Origin of the sequence: Paenibacillus sanfengchensis, from assembly GCF_036864765.1 — a bacterium.
GTDB lineage: Bacteria > Bacillota > Bacilli > Paenibacillales > Paenibacillaceae > Fontibacillus > Fontibacillus sanfengchensis.
In genome coordinates this window covers 390,560-407,963 of sequence record NZ_JBAGJC010000005.1, presented here as the reverse complement: position 1 = coordinate 407,963, position 17,404 = coordinate 390,560, and the positions used below count along the sequence as shown (strand labels likewise).

Here is a 17,404-nt window from a genome sequence, read left to right as displayed (position 1 = left end):
GGCCTTTTAAAAGAACAACAATGTAAGCCCTTACTTAAATTAAGGTATATGCAGGAGTTCCTGTTATACAATACAGCTTTAACATTTATACGAGGGGGAACTGGATATGAAGTGGAAAACGCCTAAAACCTTTGCTGCGCTTTTATTGGCAAGCGCCCTGCTTGTCGGCGGCTGCGGCAACAACGGTAACGATAGCGCCGCAGGAACCAAGGGGAATGCGGGTCAGGACGATAACAGTCCTATTACATTTACTTTCTTTGGCGCTGACGCCAGCCCGAACTGGAACAACATGCAGGATGATGTCGGGAAAGCCATTACGGAGAAAACGGGCGTTACAATTGATGCCGAATATGACGTAGGCAGCGGCGGCGGGGAACAAAAGCTTTCGCTAATGGCGGCGAGCGGCGAGGTGCCGGACATCATTTTTGCGAAAGGCAACTTGGGCAAACTAATCGACGCCGGTCTTCTCATCGATCTCGCTCCATTGATCGAGGAGCATGCTCCCAACATTAAAAAGATATTTGCCGAAGACATGAACCGTTTGAAATACAGCAATGAGGACCAGGCCATCTATTCGCTCATGACCAATGGCGGCGTGGATCAGCAATCTTTTGACGCTACCGGCGGTTTTGAGATCCAGCAACGCGTCCTGAAGGAACTGGGTTACCCGAAAGTTCGTACGGTTAAAGATTTCGAAAACGTGCTCAAACAATACGTGGAGAAGCATCCTACAACCGACGGGCAGCCTACGATTCCGCTCACTTTGAACGCGGACGACTGGAGAATTATGATTACGGTAACAAATCCTGCTTTCGGTGCGACGGGCGCTCCGGATGACGGCGAATACTATGTAAATCCGGAAACATATGAAGCGAAGCTGCACTACAAGCGCCCGGAAGAAAAAGAATACTTCCGCTGGTTGAACCATATGTACAATGAGGGGCTTCTTGACAAGGACAGCTTCGTACAAAAAGACGACCAGTACAAAGCTAAAATCGCCAGCGGACGCGTTCTCGGTCTGATCGACCAGGAATGGGGTTACCAGGACGCGGAAAACGCTTTGAAAACCGCGGGCAAGGACGAGTACACGTATGCTCATTTCCCTGTAACCTTGACGGAAGAGTATGAAGATCATTCTTTCCAATCCGCAGGGGTTGACGGATACGGCATATCGATTACGACGACTTGTAAGGATCCGGTACGCGCGATTAAATTCCTGGATTGGATGTCCTCCGAAGAAGGTCAAATTCTGCGTAACTGGGGGATTGAAGGCAAGCACTACAAGGTAGAAGACGGCAAACGCGTAATCCCTGCAGAGATTCAAGAGCGTAAAGTAAATGACGCGACGAACTTCCAGAAAGAATCGGGAATCGGGATGTACCTGACCCTGGGCGCTCGTTACGGTGACGGCGTTAAGGATTCGACAGGCAATTATTTCACGACAAACTTCCCAGAGCAGATCATTGCCGGCTATACCGAAGCGGAAAAAGAAACTTTGAAAGCTTACAACGCGACAACTTGGAAAGACCTTTTCCCGGCTGAAGACGCCTTCCCTGCCAAAGAATGGGGCGCGCTCTACAACATGCCTGTCCCAACGGATGGCGACTACCAAGTTATCTTTAAAAAGACGCAAGACATTGTCCGCAAACGGATTCCGGAAGCGATTCTTGCGAAAACGGGCGACTTTGACAAAGTCTACGACGGGTTCCTTGCCGAGCTGGACAAAGCTGGCGCTCAAAAGATGGAAGCCGAATACACCGAGCTGGTAAAAGCAAGAGTCGAGTTGTTCACTGGGAAAAAAGTTAAATAAAACGCTTTCAAATATCAATTTTATAGTATATTTATGGAAAAGGCCCGTCGTTTCGTTCGGGCCTTTTCTACAAGTTTCAGGGAGTGGAGGCTTGAGAATGAAGGATGGTAACAAGCGAGCGGATCGGCTATGGAAGCTGTGGTACAAGCAGCCCGCTTCCCGCTGGGAAGAAGCGCTGCCGGTCGGAAACGGGCGAATCGGCGGGATGATTTACGGAGACGACCGCAAGGAAGTAATCGCCCTGAATGAAGACACGCTATGGTCCGGATATCCCCGGGATACGCAAAACTATGACGCGCTCCGTTATTTGGAGCGGGTCAGGGAATTGATATTTTCCGGGAAATATAAAGAGGCGGAGCAGTTGATCGATACGAAGATGCTCGCCAGACGAACGGAGTCTTATCAGCCTTTGGGCAACTTGGAGATCGGACATCCCGGGGATGTGCCCACGAAGGACTACTACCGGAACCTCGACTTGGAAACGGGAATCGCCAGCGTTTCATATACTCGTGAGAACTGGAAGTTCTTGCGGGAAATTTTCGTAAGCGCGGCGGATCAGGTGATGGTTGTTCATTATACCGCTGCCCGAGGGGCTGATCTGGAATTGGCGATTTCGCTGAATTCGCCGCTTCCGTATCAAGGAAAGGTTACTCACGAAGGAACAGGTCTGCATATGACGGGAACCGCCCCCAGCCATGTCGCCGACAATTACCGGGGAGACCATCCCCAATCGGTTCTCTTTGAAGCGGGGCGGGGGATCACGTTTGAAACCCAAGTCCGGGTCGTTCAAGAGGGGGGGACTGCTGTCGCCGGTCAAAATGAAATTCGCATAGAAGGCGCCTCCTCGGTCACTCTTCTGCTTGCGGCGGCGACGAACTTCCAAGGCTACAATGTGATGCCGACGGAAGAAGGAGCCAAGGAAGCCGCCGACAGATGCGCGAGTGTTCTGGATGCCGCCCGTAAGCTTGGATACCGGGAGCTTCGCCGCAGGCATGTGGAGAATCATCAAGCGTTGTTTGGCCGGGTGAAGCTCGAATTGGGCCGCAACGACAACAGCCGGCTGCCTACGGATGAGCGGTTGGTTCTTTACCGTTCAGGCTGTGCAGATCCTGCGCTGGAGGCGCTTTATTTTCAATATGGAAGATATTTGCTGATGAGCAGTTCCAGACCCGGAACCCAGCCCGCTCATTTGCAGGGGATCTGGAACCCGCGGATCCAGCCGCCATGGAACAGCAATTATACGACCAATATTAATACAGAGATGAACTATTGGCCGGCCGAAGTCTGCAATCTGAGCGAGTGTCACGAGCCTTTGTTCGACCTGATTCGGGATTTGAGCGAAACGGGTTCCAGAACCGCCCGGATCCATTACGGGGCCAGGGGATGGGTCGCCCATCATAACGTCGATCTCTGGCGGATGTCCACCCCGAGCGACGGGGAGGCTAGCTGGGCGTTCTGGCCGATGGGTGGCGTTTGGTTATGCCAGCATCTCTGGGAGCATTTCGCTTATACCGGAGATGAAGCTTTCCTGCGGGAAACGGCGTATCCGTTAATGAAAGGAGCGGCGGAGTTCTGTATCGATTGGCTGGTCCCGGCTCCCGACGGACGGCTAGTCACCGCTCCGTCCACGTCTCCGGAGAACAAGTTTTTAACCGAGGACGGAGAGCGGTGCAGTGTGTCGGCGGGTTCCGCCATGGACATGACTTTGATTCGCGAGCTTTTCGAGCACTGCGTTCAGGCGGCCGGGCTGCTTGGGATTGATAGCGATTGGACCCGGCAGTTAAGCGCAACGATGGATCGGATGGCGAAACCGCAGATCGGTCCAGACGGCCGCCTGATGGAATGGAGCGGGAATTTCGCGGAGGCGGAGCCCGGGCACCGGCACGTTTCTCATTTGTACGGTCTTTATCCGGGGAGCGCCATTACCCCGAAAGAGACTCCGGAGTTGGCGGAAGCGGCCCGCTTGTCGCTGGAAAGCCGGACCAGCCAAGGGGGAGGCCACACGGGCTGGAGCTGCGCCTGGCTGATCAATTTATACGCCAGACTCGGGGACGGCGAATCGGCGTACCGGTTTGTGCATACGCTTTTGGCCCGTTCGACGTATCCGAATTTGTTTGACGATCATCCTCCATTCCAGATCGACGGGAACTTCGGGGGCGCGGCGGGCATCGCCGAAATGCTGCTGCAGAGCCATCGGGACGGGATCGACCTGCTGCCCTCCTTGCCGGAAGCCTGGCCGGAGGGCCGTGTCAGCGGGCTGAAAGCCAGAGGCGGTTATACCGTCAGCCTCGATTGGCGGGAGGGCCGGCTTACGGAAGCCCGCATCGTGGCTTCACACTCCGGCTGGTGCAGGATCGGTTATCTGGACCATGCGCTCCGCGTTTCCCATTCGGATGGTGCAGCGGCCAAGCGCGAAGGGGCAGCCGTTTGGCTGGAGAGCGGTGAAACATATTGCGTGACCCTGGGCGGGTTAAGAGCGGTTTTGAATGAATTTTGAGGCAGATCAGCGGCTGTCCGTTAAAGTCAGGGGTTTTGACTTGGCGCAGCCTTTTTTTTCAACGGAGAGGCGCGGTCGGTTATCACCGGTTTCCGTATTAATGAAGTTTGCGGAATTGCTGCGGCGTCATGCCGGTATGCTTGCGAAAGGTAGCGACGAAATGGCTGGTGTCGCGAAATCCGGTTTCCGCCGCGATGCTGGCCACCGTATGGTCCGGAAAGCCGGCCAGCCGTTCTTTGGCTTTGTGAATCCGCTTCCGCACCAGGTAGGCGTAAGGCGACAGCTCGAAAGTCATCTGAAAGAGCTTGCTCAGATGGCGGCTTGAAATGCCGAGCACTTCGGCTAGCGTATCGAGTCCGATATCCGGGTTGCCGTAATGCTCTTCCATCCAGGCAAGCAGCGGCTCAAGCTTTTCCATATTGCGTGTGACCGAGATGGCGCTGGTTTGGCCATATTTGCTGAGCAGTCCGAGAAACCGGTAAATTCCGGCCGAAGCTTCCAGACCGAACCGGTCGGTTCCGGCTTCAAGCATCTCCAGCATGGAGCCAAGTAGTGCCGTCAGGGGAGCATCGGATTCCCAACGAAAAAAGGCCGGCTCCCGAATCATATAGGAGGACAGGATCGAGGGGGCCGCATGACCGCCAAAAGTGAGATACAGCGTTCTCCATATACCGCTGCCGCCGGCCTCGTACCGATGGGGGAGTCCGGGAGGCAGCAGAATACCGCTGTATGGTTCTAGCACGACCGTCTCCGTTCCGTAAAGCAACGTCCCCTGGCCGGACTCGGTCTGAATCCAATGATAACAGGGATATCCCTCGGGACGAACGATGGGTTCCTGGTGAGGATTATAGCCGATGCTTTCGACCACCAGGGGAAGATGGGGGTTTCCTGCTGGCGAAAAGACAAACCTGCGAACGACAGGGGGGTTCATTCGAGTCACCTCAAGTGCCATATTATTATATATCGTGACAATAATATTATATGTAAAGCCATTTCAATACATTTTACAATGAGAATATAATTATATCATGAATAAAGGATGTGTTTCGCAGTGATCAATCAAAAGCTGCCGAAAATATGGTATGGCGGGGACTACAACCCTGAGCAATGGGAGCCGGAAATCTGGAAAGAGGACGAACGGATGTTCAAGCTCGCCGGCATCGATGTGGCTACGGTTAATGTTTTTTCCTGGGCGTTGAACCAACCCGACGAGAATACTTATGATTTCGCGCAATTGGACGAAACGATGGATCGTCTTTATAAAAGCGGCGTCTATATCTGTCTGGCGACCAGCACGGGAGCCCATCCCGCGTGGATGGCGAGAAAACATCCCGATGTCTTGCGCGTCGACGTGCAGGGGAGAAAACGCAAATTCGGCGGACGCCATAATTCCTGTCCGAATTCGCCGACTTACCGCAAGCATTCCACCCGTATGGCCGGTAAACTGGCGGAGAGATACAAGGACCATCCCGGCCTGCTGATCTGGCATATCTCCAATGAATACGGGGGCTACTGCTATTGCGACAACTGCGCGTTGGGTTTCCGCGAATGGCTGAAGGAGCGTTACGGCAACCTGGATGCTTTGAACAAGGCATGGAACACCCGTTTTTGGGGACATACCTTTTATGACTGGGAAGAAATCGTTCCTCCGAGCGAGCTGAGTGAGGAATGGGGAGGCAACCGCACCAATTTCCAGGGCATTTCCCTGGATTACCGCCGCTTTATGTCTAACAGTCTGTTGGAATGCTATCGTCTGGAATACGAGGAGATTAAGAAGCATACGCCGAATATTCCGATCACGACCAACCTGATGGGCTTTTATCCGGAGCTTGACTATTTCGAGTGGGCGAAGTATTTGGATATCGTCTCTTGGGACAACTATCCTTCGCTCGATACGCCGGTCAGCTTCACGGCGATGACGCATGACTTGATGCGCGGCCTGAAGAGCGGCGATCCGTTCATGCTCATGGAGCAGACGCCGAGCCAGCAAAACTGGCAGGCCTACAATTCCCTGAAGCGTCCCGGCGTCATGCGGCTGTGGAGCTACCAGGCGGTGGCGCGCGGCGCGGACACGGTGCTGTTCTTCCAACTGCGCCGCTCTATCGGGGCCTGCGAGAAATATCACGGCGCTGTCATCGAGCACGTCGGCCATGAGCACACCCGGGTATTCCGGGAGGTTGCCGAGCTTGGCCGCGAGCTGCAGCAGCTTGGCGATACGCTGTTGGATGCCCGCACGGAGGCCAAAATCGGCATCGTCTACGATTGGGAGAACCGTTGGGCGACCGAATTGTCCAGCGGACCGACCGTTGCCTTGAACTATGTGAATGAAGTTCACAAGTATTATGACGCGCTGTTCCAAATGCATGTGGAAAGCGATATGGTGTCCGTCGAAGAGGACTTCAGCAAATATGAAATCGTCATTGCTCCGGTCATGTATATGGTCAAACCGGGCTTTGCCAAGAAAGTGGAGGAGTTCGTAGCCGCCGGCGGTACGTTTGTGACCACCTTCTTCAGCGGCATCGTCAATGAGAACGATCTGGTGACGACCGGCGGATACCCGGGAGAACTGCGCTACGTTCTGGGCATCTGGGCCGAAGAAATCGATGCGCTGTTCCCGGATCAGAAGAACCAAATCGTGATGAAGCAGCCTTGGGGGAGCTTGGAAGGGCAGTTTGAATGCGGATTGCTCTGCGACCTCATTCATTCCGAAGGCGCGGAAGTGCTGGCGGAGTACGGGGCCGATTTCTATAAAGGCATGCCGGTCGTGACGGTGAACAAATTCGGGGCGGGACGCGCCTATTACGTGGCCAGCAGTCCTGAAGCGGATTTCCTCCAAGGGTTCATGAAGAACCTGTGCGAGGAGAAGGGAATTAAGCCGCTTCTATACGCGCCGGCAGGCGTGGAAGTGGCCCGCCGCGTCAAGAGCGGGACGGAATATCTGTTCCTGCTGAATCACCATGCGGAAGCTTCCGCGGTAGAAATCGGCGCCTCCGAACGAAAAGATCTGCTTGCGAATGCCATGGTATCGGGTTCCGTAACGGTTCCGGGCCGCGGCGTCGTCATATTGGAAAGCAAACTGTATAATTAGGAATACAACAAGAACCGTCGGCCCTCGGACAACCGGCGGTTCTTCTGTTCAAAAGGCCGACGAAATCCGTCGGGCCACTATTTTCGATGATGGGAGCAAGCCGTGATGGAAAATGCAATTAAGCGCCAGCTATCCCGCCAAGAGCTGGAAGCCCTGGTAGATCGGGCTTTTCAAGGCCACAGAACGCTGGCAGGCTATGAAGAATTAAAAGACGGGTGGTTCAACTCGGCATATGCGCTTACCTGTAATGATGGGTTGAAAGCGGTTTTAAAGGTAGCCCCCCGATCCGGGGAAGGAATGATGTCCTACGAGCGGGATGTGATGAAAGCCGAGGTAGAGGTGCTTCGGTTGTTGAAGGAGGACGGCAGTGTTCCAGTACCCGAAGTGTATTATGACGAAATCGGAAATAAGGACGGCGAATGGTTCCTGATGGAATTCATAGCGGGGGATCCCTATAACAAAGTAAAAGAAAGCCTTGCGAGCGAGGAACGCGCGCAGATTGAAGAGGAGCTGGGCCGTATGAACCGGCGTATCAACCGGATTCGCGGCGAACGGTTTGGGTACTATGCCCGGGAGGAGCACCAGGGAAAGGATTGGCCGACGGTATTCACGGACATGGTATCGGGATTGCTGAAGGATGCCCGGGAAAAGAGAATTAAGCTCCCTGCGGACGAGGAAGCGATTCTGAATCTCTTGGGCAAACGAGAGGCCAGTCTGGCGGAGGTAACCGTTCCGAGTTTGGTCCATTGGGATTTATGGGACGGCAATGTCTTTGTAAAAGACGGGCGGATCACCGCTTTGATCGACTGTGAGCGGGCGCTGTGGGGAGATCCGCTGATGGAATTTTATTTTCGCGCCATAGCCGGGGGAAGTCAGGCTTTTTTCCGCGGCTACGGGAAGGAGACAATTACGTCCGCCGAGCGGGAGCGGATGAAGCTGTACGATTTATATCTGGCCTTCATTTTTCATATTGAGTGTTACTACCGGCAGTTTAGCGACGTGAACCATCTCCGCTGGGCCCAAGAACATCTGGCGGACACCTGGAACTCGGTCAACGGGTGAAGATTGGTGTAAACAAAAAGCGCGGGATTCAGGGGGATTCTTCTCCCTGTTCCAGCGCTTTTTATTATGCTTAGCTGCGTTCCAAAATCGTATTGAGCGTGGTGCGGTCCAGCCCTTTGACGAGGCGGATCAGCAGCTCCTTGGCCGCCGCATAATCATCCGTGTGGATGATCGAGGACGAAGTGTGAATGTAACGGGAGCAAATCCCGATCACCGTGGACGGGACCCCGATGCCGCTAAGGTGGACTTGACCCGCATCCGTTCCTCCCGGGGAAACGAAATACTGGTACTTGATTTTGTGCGTATCTGCCGTGTCCTGAATGTATTCGACCATTCCGCGGTGGGTCAGCATCGTCGGATCGTATATACGCAGCAAGGCGCCTTGGCCCAGTTGTCCGAAAGCCCGTTTGTCTCCCGTCATATCGTTGGCGGCACTGGCGTCAAGACCGAAGAAAATATCCGGCTGAATCAGATTCGCCGACGTCCGGGCTCCGCGCAAGCCGAGCTCCTCCTGGACAGTAGCACCGCAGTACAGCGTGTTTGGAAGCTTCTCCTGGTGCAGTGCCTCCATCAATTCAATCGCCAGGCCGACGCCGTACCGATTATCCCAAGCTTTGGCCATGATCTTCTTCGGGTTGACCATCGGCGTAAACTCGCAAATCGGCACGATTTGCTGTCCGGGACGGACACCGGCCGCTTCGGCCTCCTCCCGGCTGTCCGCGCCGATATCCAGATACATCGTTTTAAGATCGACCGGCTTGCTGCGCTGGGACTCGTCCAGCAGATGCGTAGGGATCGAACCGACAACACCGATGATGCGACCCTTCGGCGTTATGATCTGCAGCCGCTGCGCCAAAACAGCCTGGCTCCACCAGCCTCCGAGCGGCTGGAAATGCACCATGCCATTGTCGGTGATGCTTGTCGTTATAAATCCGACTTCGTCCAGGTGTCCGGCCACCATAACCCGGGGCCCTTCGTCATTGCCGCGCAGGACACCGAACAGGCTCCCCAGCCGGTCCTGCACGAATTCCCCGGTATACTGGGACAAGCGGTCTTTAAACCACGCCCGCAGTTCTCGTTCAAACCCGGGGGCCGCGGGGAATTCCGTAAGCTGTTTGAACAGCTCCATCGTTTTATCGTTCATCGATCGTACACTCCTTCCATTACTAAATAGTATGTACCACCTTGCACGGATTGTCCATGTCTGCCCGGTGACGTCTCCGAAGTCATGCGAATTCCATCTTTGGAGGTAGCAAGGAGCCCCGGGGGCTCATATACTACAGCAAGTTTGATTCAGGAAAATCAGGGAGGCAGAAGCGGCCATGATGGAGCGCTATACCAAGGACTTGTTGTTAATCTTGCTATTGTTCATCTTACTGGTCATCATTCTGGGATATTTATAAGAGAATGGGGATGAAACGGCGGTTTTCCACAGGAAAACCGCCGTTTCAAGGAGTACCTCATTTCCTGGAAATAAAGTCCTTATGCGGCGCTATTTTGTCGAATTTGGCTGGGCGGTGGGGAATAGCGGATTTTTAGGGCCTTATTTTGAGTAAAAGCCGGGACAACCCTGATTTCGGGGTCCGTAACAGTCCAATAACGCCCTTTTTCGCCGCTATTATTCCCCCGGAGCCGAATCGGTCTGCAATAGCGTCCCAAAAGGCCGCTAAGGAAGCGGACAAGTCTTTAGATGGGCAGCACCATGTCAGGTTTGATGCGATGTCCGTGGTCTGAACGACAAAGGAGTGTCAGATTAACTGGAAAAACTCCCGCTAATCAGGTGCGGAGAAGCCTGCAGCACGTGAATAACGGGAATAACACCAGTTATTTTTCGGGCGGAGGGCTGATTTGTGCCGAAGGGGAGAAATTTGCTGGAGGAATTCCAGCTAATGTGGCCAACGGCGTGAATAGCATCAATTTAACTGGAGAAAATCCCGTTAATTTGACTTCGGAGCAGCCCCAGTATGGGCGTGGTGTAACAGGTATGGAATCCGCTGATTAGCTAATTATATAAATTGAACTATTGAGGTACATGTACGGCCGTCGTGTGAAATGTTCTTCCGATTTATCGCTGCCTGTCCCAGATTTCTTAATTAAAAGGCGCAGGCAGCTTGTGCTTGCTTTCTTTCTTTCGAAGCAGATTTCTTGCAGAAAGCTTGTTGCTTCTCCAAATCATTTTGTCGATGGATGTTTTTTAGCACGGGATCCCGTGAATTTGGACGGGCCCAGCCATGGATGATTTACCAATCATAACAAGAAGCTTGATGGCAAATAATGAGGATACAGCGCAAGCCCTGTCTTGAAGTGATGAATAAAGGAGGAATCACGCTTGCCATCAAAAACGAAATCAAAGTCCGGGACTCGAGTAAAATTGAACACGATGTCTCTGACGGAACAGGATTATCAACAAATTGCCAAAAAACATAAGCCCAAGACCAAGGTTTTTACCAACTGCCTTAAGGCTTTTCTGGTCGGAGGGTTGATCTGTCTGCTCGGCCAGTGCATACAGCAGCTGTTCATGACTTACGGCGGCATGACGTCCCGGGAAGCGAGCAGCCCAACTGTGGCGGTGTTGATCATTATTTCCGTGATCCTTACGTCGCTGGGCGTGTACGACAAAATCGCCCAATGGGCAGGGGCGGGTTCTGCTGTGCCGGTCACCGGTTTTGCCAATTCCATGTGTTCCTCGGCGATTGAATCCAAAGCGGAAGGGCTTGTCCTTGGGGTAGGCGCCAATATGTTCAAACTGGCCGGATCCGTGATTGTATTCGGCGTGGTTGCCGCATTTGTGGTCGGCGTTATTCATGTAATCTTCGGTTTAGGGGGCGTACACTGATGATGCTGACCGGTTCGCAAACCTGGGAGTTCAAATCAAAGCCCGTTATTATCGGGACGGCAACCGTTGTCGGCCCGGAGGAAGGGGAAGGGCCGCTGGGCGGGGATTTCGATTTTGTGTACGACAATCTGGAGATCGACGAGAAGACCTGGGAGAAAGCCGAGCGCAAGCTGCTGGAGCACGCCTCTTCGCTGGCTTTGACGCACGCGGGGATTACCCGGGAAGAACTGCAATTCTATATCAGCGGGGACTTGATGAATCAAATTATCAGCGCCACTTTTTCGGCCCGCAAAATCGGGGCCCCGTATATCGGCGTGTTCGGCGCCTGCTCCACTTCCATGGAAAGTCTGGCCATGGCGGCATTGATCGTCGATGCCGGCGGGGCGAAGTATACGATGGCGGCGACGGCAAGCCATAATTGCACGGTGGAAAAGCAGTTCCGGTACCCGACCGAATACGGTTCGCAAAAACCACCTACCGCGCAGTATACGATCACCGGCTCGGGAGCCGCAGTCGTATCTTCCTCCGGCTCGGGGCCGCGAATAACGCATGCGACGATCGGACGCATTCAGGATCTCGGCGTCAAGGATCCCTTCAATATGGGGGAAGCCATGGCTCCCGCGGCGGCGGATACGCTGGTCGCCCATTTTCGCGACACCGGCAGGAAGCCGGAGGATTATGATTTGATCGTTACCGGCGACTTAGCGACGATAGGACATGCCATTGTGAAAGACGTGCTGAAAAAAGACGGCGTCAACATGGCGGCAACGGATTTCAAGGATTGCGGCCTGATGATTTATGACCGGGAGAAGCAGCCGTATGTGATGGCCGGCGGCAGCGGCTGCGGATGCTCGGCGGTGGTGACTTACGGACATATTTTGAAAAAAATGAAAAAAGGAGAACTGAACCGGGTGCTGATCGCCGCGACCGGAGCGCTGCTCTCCCCGCTGTCTTATCAGCAGGGCGAGACCATCCCTTGTATTGCGCATGCCGTCGCCTTGGAAAGGGAGGGATTTGAAGGATGATATTTCTGTGGGCTTTTGTTATTGGCGGTCTGTTTTGCGTTGTAGGCCAAATCATGTTCGACGTGTTTAAAATGACCCCCGCGCATACGATGAGTACTTTGGTCGTGGCCGGGGCGGTGATGGATGCGCTGGGCTGGTACGATCCGCTCGTCAAATTTGCCGGTGCGGGTGCGTCCGTGCCGATTACGAGCTTCGGCAACTCCCTGGTTCACGGTGCCCTGACCGAGCTGCAGCGCGACGGCTGGATCGGGGTGATCACCGGGATATTCGACGTCACCAGCGCCGGAATTTCCGCGGCGATTATCTTTTCGTTCCTGGCAGCCCTCGTTGTTCGGCCGAAAGGATGAAGGAGTAAGTACAATGAGGAAGACCCAATGGGCTGCTCTGGCTCTTTGGGGCTTCTTTTTTCAGGCGAAAATGCTGAACAGCGTCTCGGCGGGTATTCGGCGGGCATAGGGTGAAGTATACTTCCATATCTAACATCATGTACAATAGAAGTAATAACAAGCCAGCTATAGCACATGATGAAATTATGTCTGGAGGGAACTGCGTGCCCGTATACGAGCCATCTATATCCGTTATAGTCGCTGTAAAAGAAAACTTGGAATCCTGCATTCTTGGTAAATCCTTTGAGATCCAATTGCTGCTCACCGCCTTGCTCGCCGGCGGCCACGTGTTGATTGAGGATGTACCGGGTACCGGCAAGACGCAGCTTATCAAAGCGCTCGCCAAATCCATGGATGGAGAATATCGGCGGATTCAATGCAACCCGGACATTTTGCCTAGCGACATTACCGGCGTTTCGGTATTTCATCCGCATGAGGAACGCTTTGTATTCCGACCGGGTCCGGTGATGACGAACATCCTGCTTGCGGATGAAATCAACCGGGCGACGACCAAAACGCAATCCGCCCTGCTGGAGGTCATGGAGGAACGCAGCGTGACCGCCGACGGCGTAACCTACCCGCTTCCCCATCCGTTTATCCTTTGCGCTACGCAAAATCCGATAGATTTTGAGGGAACCTACATGCTGCCAGAGGCCCAGCTCGACCGGTTTATGCTGAAGATCGCGATGGGTTACCCCGATGCGGCCACCGAAAAAAGCATGCTGCAGACCCATAGCCAGGGGCAACCGGTCGACCAGCTCAGGCCCGTAACGACGATGGACCGCATTGCGGAGATTCAGCGGGAAATCCGCGAGGTGCATATCAGCGATGCGCTGGCGGATTATTTGCTGGAGATCGTCAGACGTACCCGTCAGCATGACGCCGTGCTTCTCGGAGCCTCCCCGCGGGCTTCGCTCGCCTTCATGACCGCAACCAAAGCGTACGCCTTCTTGCAGGGACGGGGTTATGTCCTGCCGGATGACGTAAAAATACTGGCGCCTTATGTGCTTGGACACCGGATACTGCTTCGGCCGGAATCACGCCTGGACAGCATGAATTCGACCCAGGTGCTGCAGCAAATTTTGCGGCAGGTGCAGGTGCCGGTGTCCGCGGGGCGGTAACCGATGCGCGCGGTTCTGGATTATTTCAAAACGGGGATCACCTCGCTGAATTTCTGGAAGGTGGCTTCCCTCTGGCTGATCTGTTTACTCTATGTTTTGTTTCAGGGCGGCAAGACGTCGCTGATGCTGTTCGCTATGGTTACGTTATTGGTGGCTTATTGGACGGTTAGCGGGCTTGGCGGAATCAAAAGAATCAAGGGGACTCGGACATTATCGCAGACGGGGGACCGGAGCGGCATCCTGAAAGCCGGCGAACAGGTTCAGGTCAAACTTCACGTGCAGCCGCCGCGGTTCCTCCCGCTTCCTTATATTGTGATCAGGGAGCATTTGCGCCGGCATAACGGAGACTCCTGGATCTTTGAGGATAGCATCGTTCCTCATTTTAACCACGAAGGCTTTTTGATTTACCAGACGCCGCCGCTGGAAAGAGGCAGGTATGTGTTCGCCAGCACGGAATGCCAGTCCGAGGATATTTTCGGATTAATGAAACATAAGGGTGGGTTCCAAGCCGGCGGCGAATTCCGAATTTTGCCGAGAACGGTGTTTGTGCCAAAGTGGCAGCTTTACAGCCGTAACTCCCGATTGGCCGGACCCGAGACGGCGGTTTCGCTGTCCCGCCGGGAAACGACGCAGATCAACGGGGTCCGGGATTATATGTACGGGGACCGGATCTCGCGGATTCACTGGAATGCCACGGCAAAAACCGGGTCCTGGAAGTCGAAGGAATTTGAACATGAATCGCTGCCGAAGACGATTCTGGTTGTGGACGCGCATTCGTCCAGCTATCAGGATCCGGCCCAATTTGAATTGGCGGTATCGACGGCGGCTTCGCTGATTGAATACGCAATCCGGGAAAGAATCAGCATGGGGATGTGCACGCTCGGCAGACCGTTCCGCGGGTTTTCGCCCGCGGAGGGTCTGCTGGAGCGCCAGCAAATGCTCCATCACCTGGTGGATATCGACGCCGAAGGGTACGGGAACCACCGGGATATTTTAGAGGCCAAACGGGATTTTTTCGCGCCGGGCGCGTTTTTTATCTTTATCAGCCCGTTGGTTGACGAAAGATTGCTGAGCGTGATGCATTGGGCACGGACCCGGCGGATGATCCCTTATCATATTCATACGGGGAGTCCCTTTCAAGCACCGACTCGTGAGGGGGGCGGGAGAGACAATCTCCACAAGCACGGGTTCAGAGGGGTTTCTTTATCGTCTCTGGGCCAGCTCCCGGTTGTCCTGGGAGGTGGCCAGCTATGAAACGGGCCGTCAACCGCCAATATTCCTGGTATCGGATATTTGCCGTTCTGTGGCTTTTGCTGATCGGTATGCAGTGGGTGGACTATACGGAACCCCTATGGTTTTCGGAAACAACGACGCTGGTTACGGTTACTTTGATTACGATAGCTCTTATTGAGGTACTGCCGGTCACTCCGCCATGGAAATGGTCGGTGAAAATGATCGCGGTGGTTCTGGGGTGGCGCGTCGTGTTGGTTGTAACGGGAGTTTATGTGCCGAGCGGTCCTTTTTTCCCCGATCAACTTCACGGGATGGCCTTGCATTTTGTGCCGTACATCTGGTTCTCCTTGGGAGCCTGGATTTTATTTGAGTTGGCGCTGGAACTGTTGACCGGAAAAAGAAGCGTATTGCTGTTTCTGGCGGGAAATATTCTGGCCTTCACCATTTTGGACTCTTTTACTTCCTATTATCTGTGGCAAAATGTGGCCTGGACCGTTTTCGCCGGACTCGGCTGGCTGGCCAGCCTGCATTTCCGGAATTTCCAACTGAAATATCCGCTGGGCTGGAGAAGAATGCGCAGTCAGCCGCTTAAGCTCGCCTTCAATATCCTTGCTATTTTTGCCTGTATCCTGCTGATCGGGATCAGCATGCCTACGGTCTCTCCGGTTTTGACCGACCCGTACACCGCCTGGAAAAACAGGGAGAGCGCCTCCGGCCCGGGAGACAGCGCGGCCCTGCCCGCGGCGGCGGCCGCCAACACGCCAACGGACCGAGGCAGGGACCGTTCGGATGTTCAATCCGGCTACAGCCGGGATGACAGAGAGCTTGGCGGCGGGTTTGAGTTCAACTATACCCCGGTCATGTCGGTGGAAAGCCCTGTCCGTTCTTATTGGCGGGGAGAGACCCGGAGAAACTATACGGGGGAAGGATGGTCCGATCTGAGCCAGGAAGAGCGTGATTATGAGCTGTTCCACGAAAACTCTACGGGTACGCTGCCCTTTAAAGAAAGGGCGCCCAAAACCGAAGTTATGCGGGTGGAGCAGACGATCACGATGCAAAATGAAGAGGTGTATCCCGTTTTATTCGGCGGATACGCGATGACGAGCGTTGAATTGCTGGATGAAGGGATCTTCTCGGCCAACATGCAATGGACCGCCAAGGAAAAGGAATTGTTCTGGCTTGGTATGGGTCAGGCGCTGAGCAGCCAAGAGCCGACAAACCGCCTTTACCCGCGGAAATATAAAGTAGTGGCGGACATCCCGGTCATTCCGCTGGAGGAGGTTCGCGGGGCGACCTATGAGGAGCTCTATTCGGGAAAACAGGATAAGGAATATCTGCAAATTCCGAACGGATTTCCGGACCGGGTGCGCGAATTGGCCCAACAGGTCACGGCCGAGGGAGCGACGCCTTACGCGAAAATGGAACTGCTTCAAGCTTATTTGCGGCAAAACTATGAGTATACGAACAAGCCGGACCTAACGCGCAAGAAGAGCAAGGATTTTGTCGACGGATTTTTATTCGACATCAAGCAGGGCTATTGCGATTATTTCTCCACCTCCATGGTGATGATGGCCCGTTCTTTGGGCGTCCCGGCCAGATGGGTCAAGGGCTATGCGCCGGGGTCCCAGCCGGAACCCGAATTGGTCCAGCGGAACCCCGAGAACGGGATGGCTTACCGCGTCAACAATGCGGACGCCCATTCATGGGCCGAGCTGTATTTCGGGGATTACGGCTGGATTCCTTTCGAGGCGACGCCGGGATTCGACGCTCCCATCGTGTACGATGAGAAAGAGGATGTCCCGGCTCTCGCCGAAGCGACGCCGCCCGAGGACACCGTCGCTCAAGCCAATCCCGGCTTGATGGACCGGCTGGATCCGGCCACCGTCCGGACGGTGTTCCTGCTCGCGCTCGCGATCGTTGTGGCCTGGGTCGTTTACCACCTCCGGTCCGCGATTTATTACGGGTTCTTCCGGTTGCGCTTAGGCCGGCCTTTGACGATGTCGGAGAAGGCGGTGATGGAAACGCTGCGTATCGTTGGTAAAATGAAGCGCAGAGGTTTTGAGCGCAGCGGCGATGAAACGCTTCGGGAGTCGTTCGCCCGCTGGAAGGAACAGGAGCCGGGGATATCTGCCGTCCTCGACAGGCTGCTGCGGGAATTCGAGCAAGCGAGCTATAGCCCCCAGGCGTTTTCGGTAAGCCAGTGGAAAATCGTGCTGGAGCTTGGCCACAAATTAGACCGCATGACCCGCAAAAGAGTACGGATTCCGTTTTTGTCGCAATCCTGATGCGGAAACTTGCGGTTAAACATTTAGCTCCATCCCCGGTGCTTGCGCCGGGGACAATTTA

At 54.4% G+C, this 17,404-nt stretch carries 13 protein-coding genes; 11 read left to right on the top strand and 2 right to left on the bottom strand.

Going from position 1 to position 17,404, the window contains the following annotated elements:
- Positions 1 to 106: 106 nt before the first annotated feature.
- The gene (locus tag V4U84_RS13770; protein WP_334077334.1) at positions 107 to 1,810 is read left to right on the top strand and encodes an ABC transporter substrate-binding protein; all 1,704 of its coding nucleotides are present in this window, start codon (positions 107 to 109) and stop codon (positions 1,808 to 1,810) included.
- A 97-nt stretch (positions 1,811 to 1,907) separates the two neighbouring features.
- Complete coding sequence (locus tag V4U84_RS13765; protein WP_334077333.1) at positions 1,908 to 4,307, top strand: glycoside hydrolase family 95 protein; 2,400 nt, start codon at positions 1,908 to 1,910, stop codon at positions 4,305 to 4,307.
- 97 nt (positions 4,308 to 4,404) lie between these two features.
- Here the strand turns inward: V4U84_RS13765 and V4U84_RS13760 are convergent, their stop codons facing one another.
- The gene (locus tag V4U84_RS13760) at positions 4,405 to 5,238 is read right to left on the bottom strand and encodes an AraC family transcriptional regulator (protein ID WP_334077332.1); all 834 of its coding nucleotides are present in this window, start codon (positions 5,236 to 5,238) and stop codon (positions 4,405 to 4,407) included.
- A 120-nt stretch (positions 5,239 to 5,358) separates the two neighbouring features.
- Here V4U84_RS13760 and V4U84_RS13755 point away from each other — a divergent pair, with 120 nt between their 5' ends.
- Together V4U84_RS13755 and V4U84_RS13750 are read left to right on the top strand one after the other, a co-directional pair.
- Positions 5,359 to 7,395, top strand: a complete 2,037-nt coding sequence (locus V4U84_RS13755) for a beta-galactosidase (protein ID WP_334077331.1) — start codon at positions 5,359 to 5,361, stop codon at positions 7,393 to 7,395.
- A 105-nt stretch (positions 7,396 to 7,500) separates the two neighbouring features.
- Complete coding sequence (locus V4U84_RS13750; RefSeq protein WP_334077330.1) at positions 7,501 to 8,457, top strand: phosphotransferase family protein; 957 nt, start codon at positions 7,501 to 7,503, stop codon at positions 8,455 to 8,457.
- A 70-nt stretch (positions 8,458 to 8,527) separates the two neighbouring features.
- On the opposite strand, the gene V4U84_RS13745 is transcribed toward V4U84_RS13750, so the two are convergent.
- Entirely contained in the window at positions 8,528 to 9,601 is a 1,074-nt protein-coding gene (locus tag V4U84_RS13745; protein WP_334075277.1) for a M42 family metallopeptidase, read from the bottom strand.
- Between the two features lie 657 nt (positions 9,602 to 10,258).
- Here V4U84_RS13745 and V4U84_RS13740 point away from each other — a divergent pair.
- The 7 genes from V4U84_RS13740 (at position 10,259) to V4U84_RS13710 (ending at position 17,343) form a co-directional block, all read left to right on the top strand.
- A complete protein-coding gene (locus V4U84_RS13740) occupies positions 10,259 to 10,459 on the top strand; it encodes a hypothetical protein (RefSeq protein ID WP_334077329.1) in 201 nt (66 codons plus the stop codon).
- A gap of 327 nt (positions 10,460 to 10,786) precedes the next feature.
- Complete coding sequence (gene spoVAC / locus V4U84_RS13735; protein ID WP_334077328.1) at positions 10,787 to 11,293, top strand: stage V sporulation protein AC; 507 nt, start codon at positions 10,787 to 10,789, stop codon at positions 11,291 to 11,293.
- The gene (gene spoVAD, locus V4U84_RS13730; protein WP_334077327.1) at positions 11,293 to 12,318 is read left to right on the top strand and encodes a stage V sporulation protein AD; all 1,026 of its coding nucleotides are present in this window, start codon (positions 11,293 to 11,295) and stop codon (positions 12,316 to 12,318) included. Before spoVAC ends, spoVAD begins: the two co-directional genes overlap by 1 nt.
- On the top strand, positions 12,315 to 12,665 hold the full coding sequence (gene spoVAE, locus V4U84_RS13725; protein WP_334075281.1) for a stage V sporulation protein AE: 351 nt from the start codon (positions 12,315 to 12,317) through the stop codon (positions 12,663 to 12,665). Before spoVAD ends, spoVAE begins: the two co-directional genes overlap by 4 nt.
- Before the next feature lie 185 nt (positions 12,666 to 12,850).
- The gene (locus V4U84_RS13720; RefSeq protein ID WP_416367244.1) at positions 12,851 to 13,825 is read left to right on the top strand and encodes an AAA family ATPase; all 975 of its coding nucleotides are present in this window, start codon (positions 12,851 to 12,853) and stop codon (positions 13,823 to 13,825) included.
- 3 nt (positions 13,826 to 13,828) lie between these two features.
- Entirely contained in the window at positions 13,829 to 15,079 is a 1,251-nt protein-coding gene (locus V4U84_RS13715; RefSeq protein WP_334077325.1) for a DUF58 domain-containing protein, read from the top strand.
- Positions 15,076 to 17,343: a DUF4129 domain-containing transglutaminase family protein gene (locus V4U84_RS13710; RefSeq protein ID WP_334077324.1), complete on the top strand. Its 2,268-nt coding sequence runs from the start codon at positions 15,076 to 15,078 to the stop codon at positions 17,341 to 17,343. Before V4U84_RS13715 ends, V4U84_RS13710 begins: the two co-directional genes overlap by 4 nt.
- Positions 17,344 to 17,404: the final 61 nt, after the last annotated feature.

What these genes read in the sequence shown, in the direction of transcription:
- V4U84_RS13710 (WP_334077324.1), top strand. Translation starts at nt 15,076, where the DNA reads ATGAAACGGGCCGTCAACCGCCAATATTCCTGGTATCGGATATTTGCC.
- V4U84_RS13765 (WP_334077333.1), top strand. Translation starts at nt 1,908, where the DNA reads ATGAAGGATGGTAACAAGCGAGCGGATCGGCTATGGAAGCTGTGGTAC.
- V4U84_RS13770 (WP_334077334.1), top strand. Translation starts at nt 107, where the DNA reads ATGAAGTGGAAAACGCCTAAAACCTTTGCTGCGCTTTTATTGGCAAGC.
- spoVAE (WP_334075281.1), top strand. Translation starts at nt 12,315, where the DNA reads ATGATATTTCTGTGGGCTTTTGTTATTGGCGGTCTGTTTTGCGTTGTA.
- V4U84_RS13750 (WP_334077330.1), top strand. Translation starts at nt 7,501, where the DNA reads ATGGAAAATGCAATTAAGCGCCAGCTATCCCGCCAAGAGCTGGAAGCC.
- V4U84_RS13715 (WP_334077325.1), top strand. Translation starts at nt 13,829, where the DNA reads ATGCGCGCGGTTCTGGATTATTTCAAAACGGGGATCACCTCGCTGAAT.
- V4U84_RS13720 (WP_416367244.1), top strand. Translation starts at nt 12,851, where the DNA reads ATGTCTGGAGGGAACTGCGTGCCCGTATACGAGCCATCTATATCCGTT.
- V4U84_RS13760 (WP_334077332.1), bottom strand. Translation starts at nt 5,238, where the DNA reads ATGAACCCCCCTGTCGTTCGCAGGTTTGTCTTTTCGCCAGCAGGAAAC.
- spoVAD (WP_334077327.1), top strand. Translation starts at nt 11,293, where the DNA reads ATGATGCTGACCGGTTCGCAAACCTGGGAGTTCAAATCAAAGCCCGTT.
- V4U84_RS13745 (WP_334075277.1), bottom strand. Translation starts at nt 9,601, where the DNA reads ATGAACGATAAAACGATGGAGCTGTTCAAACAGCTTACGGAATTCCCC.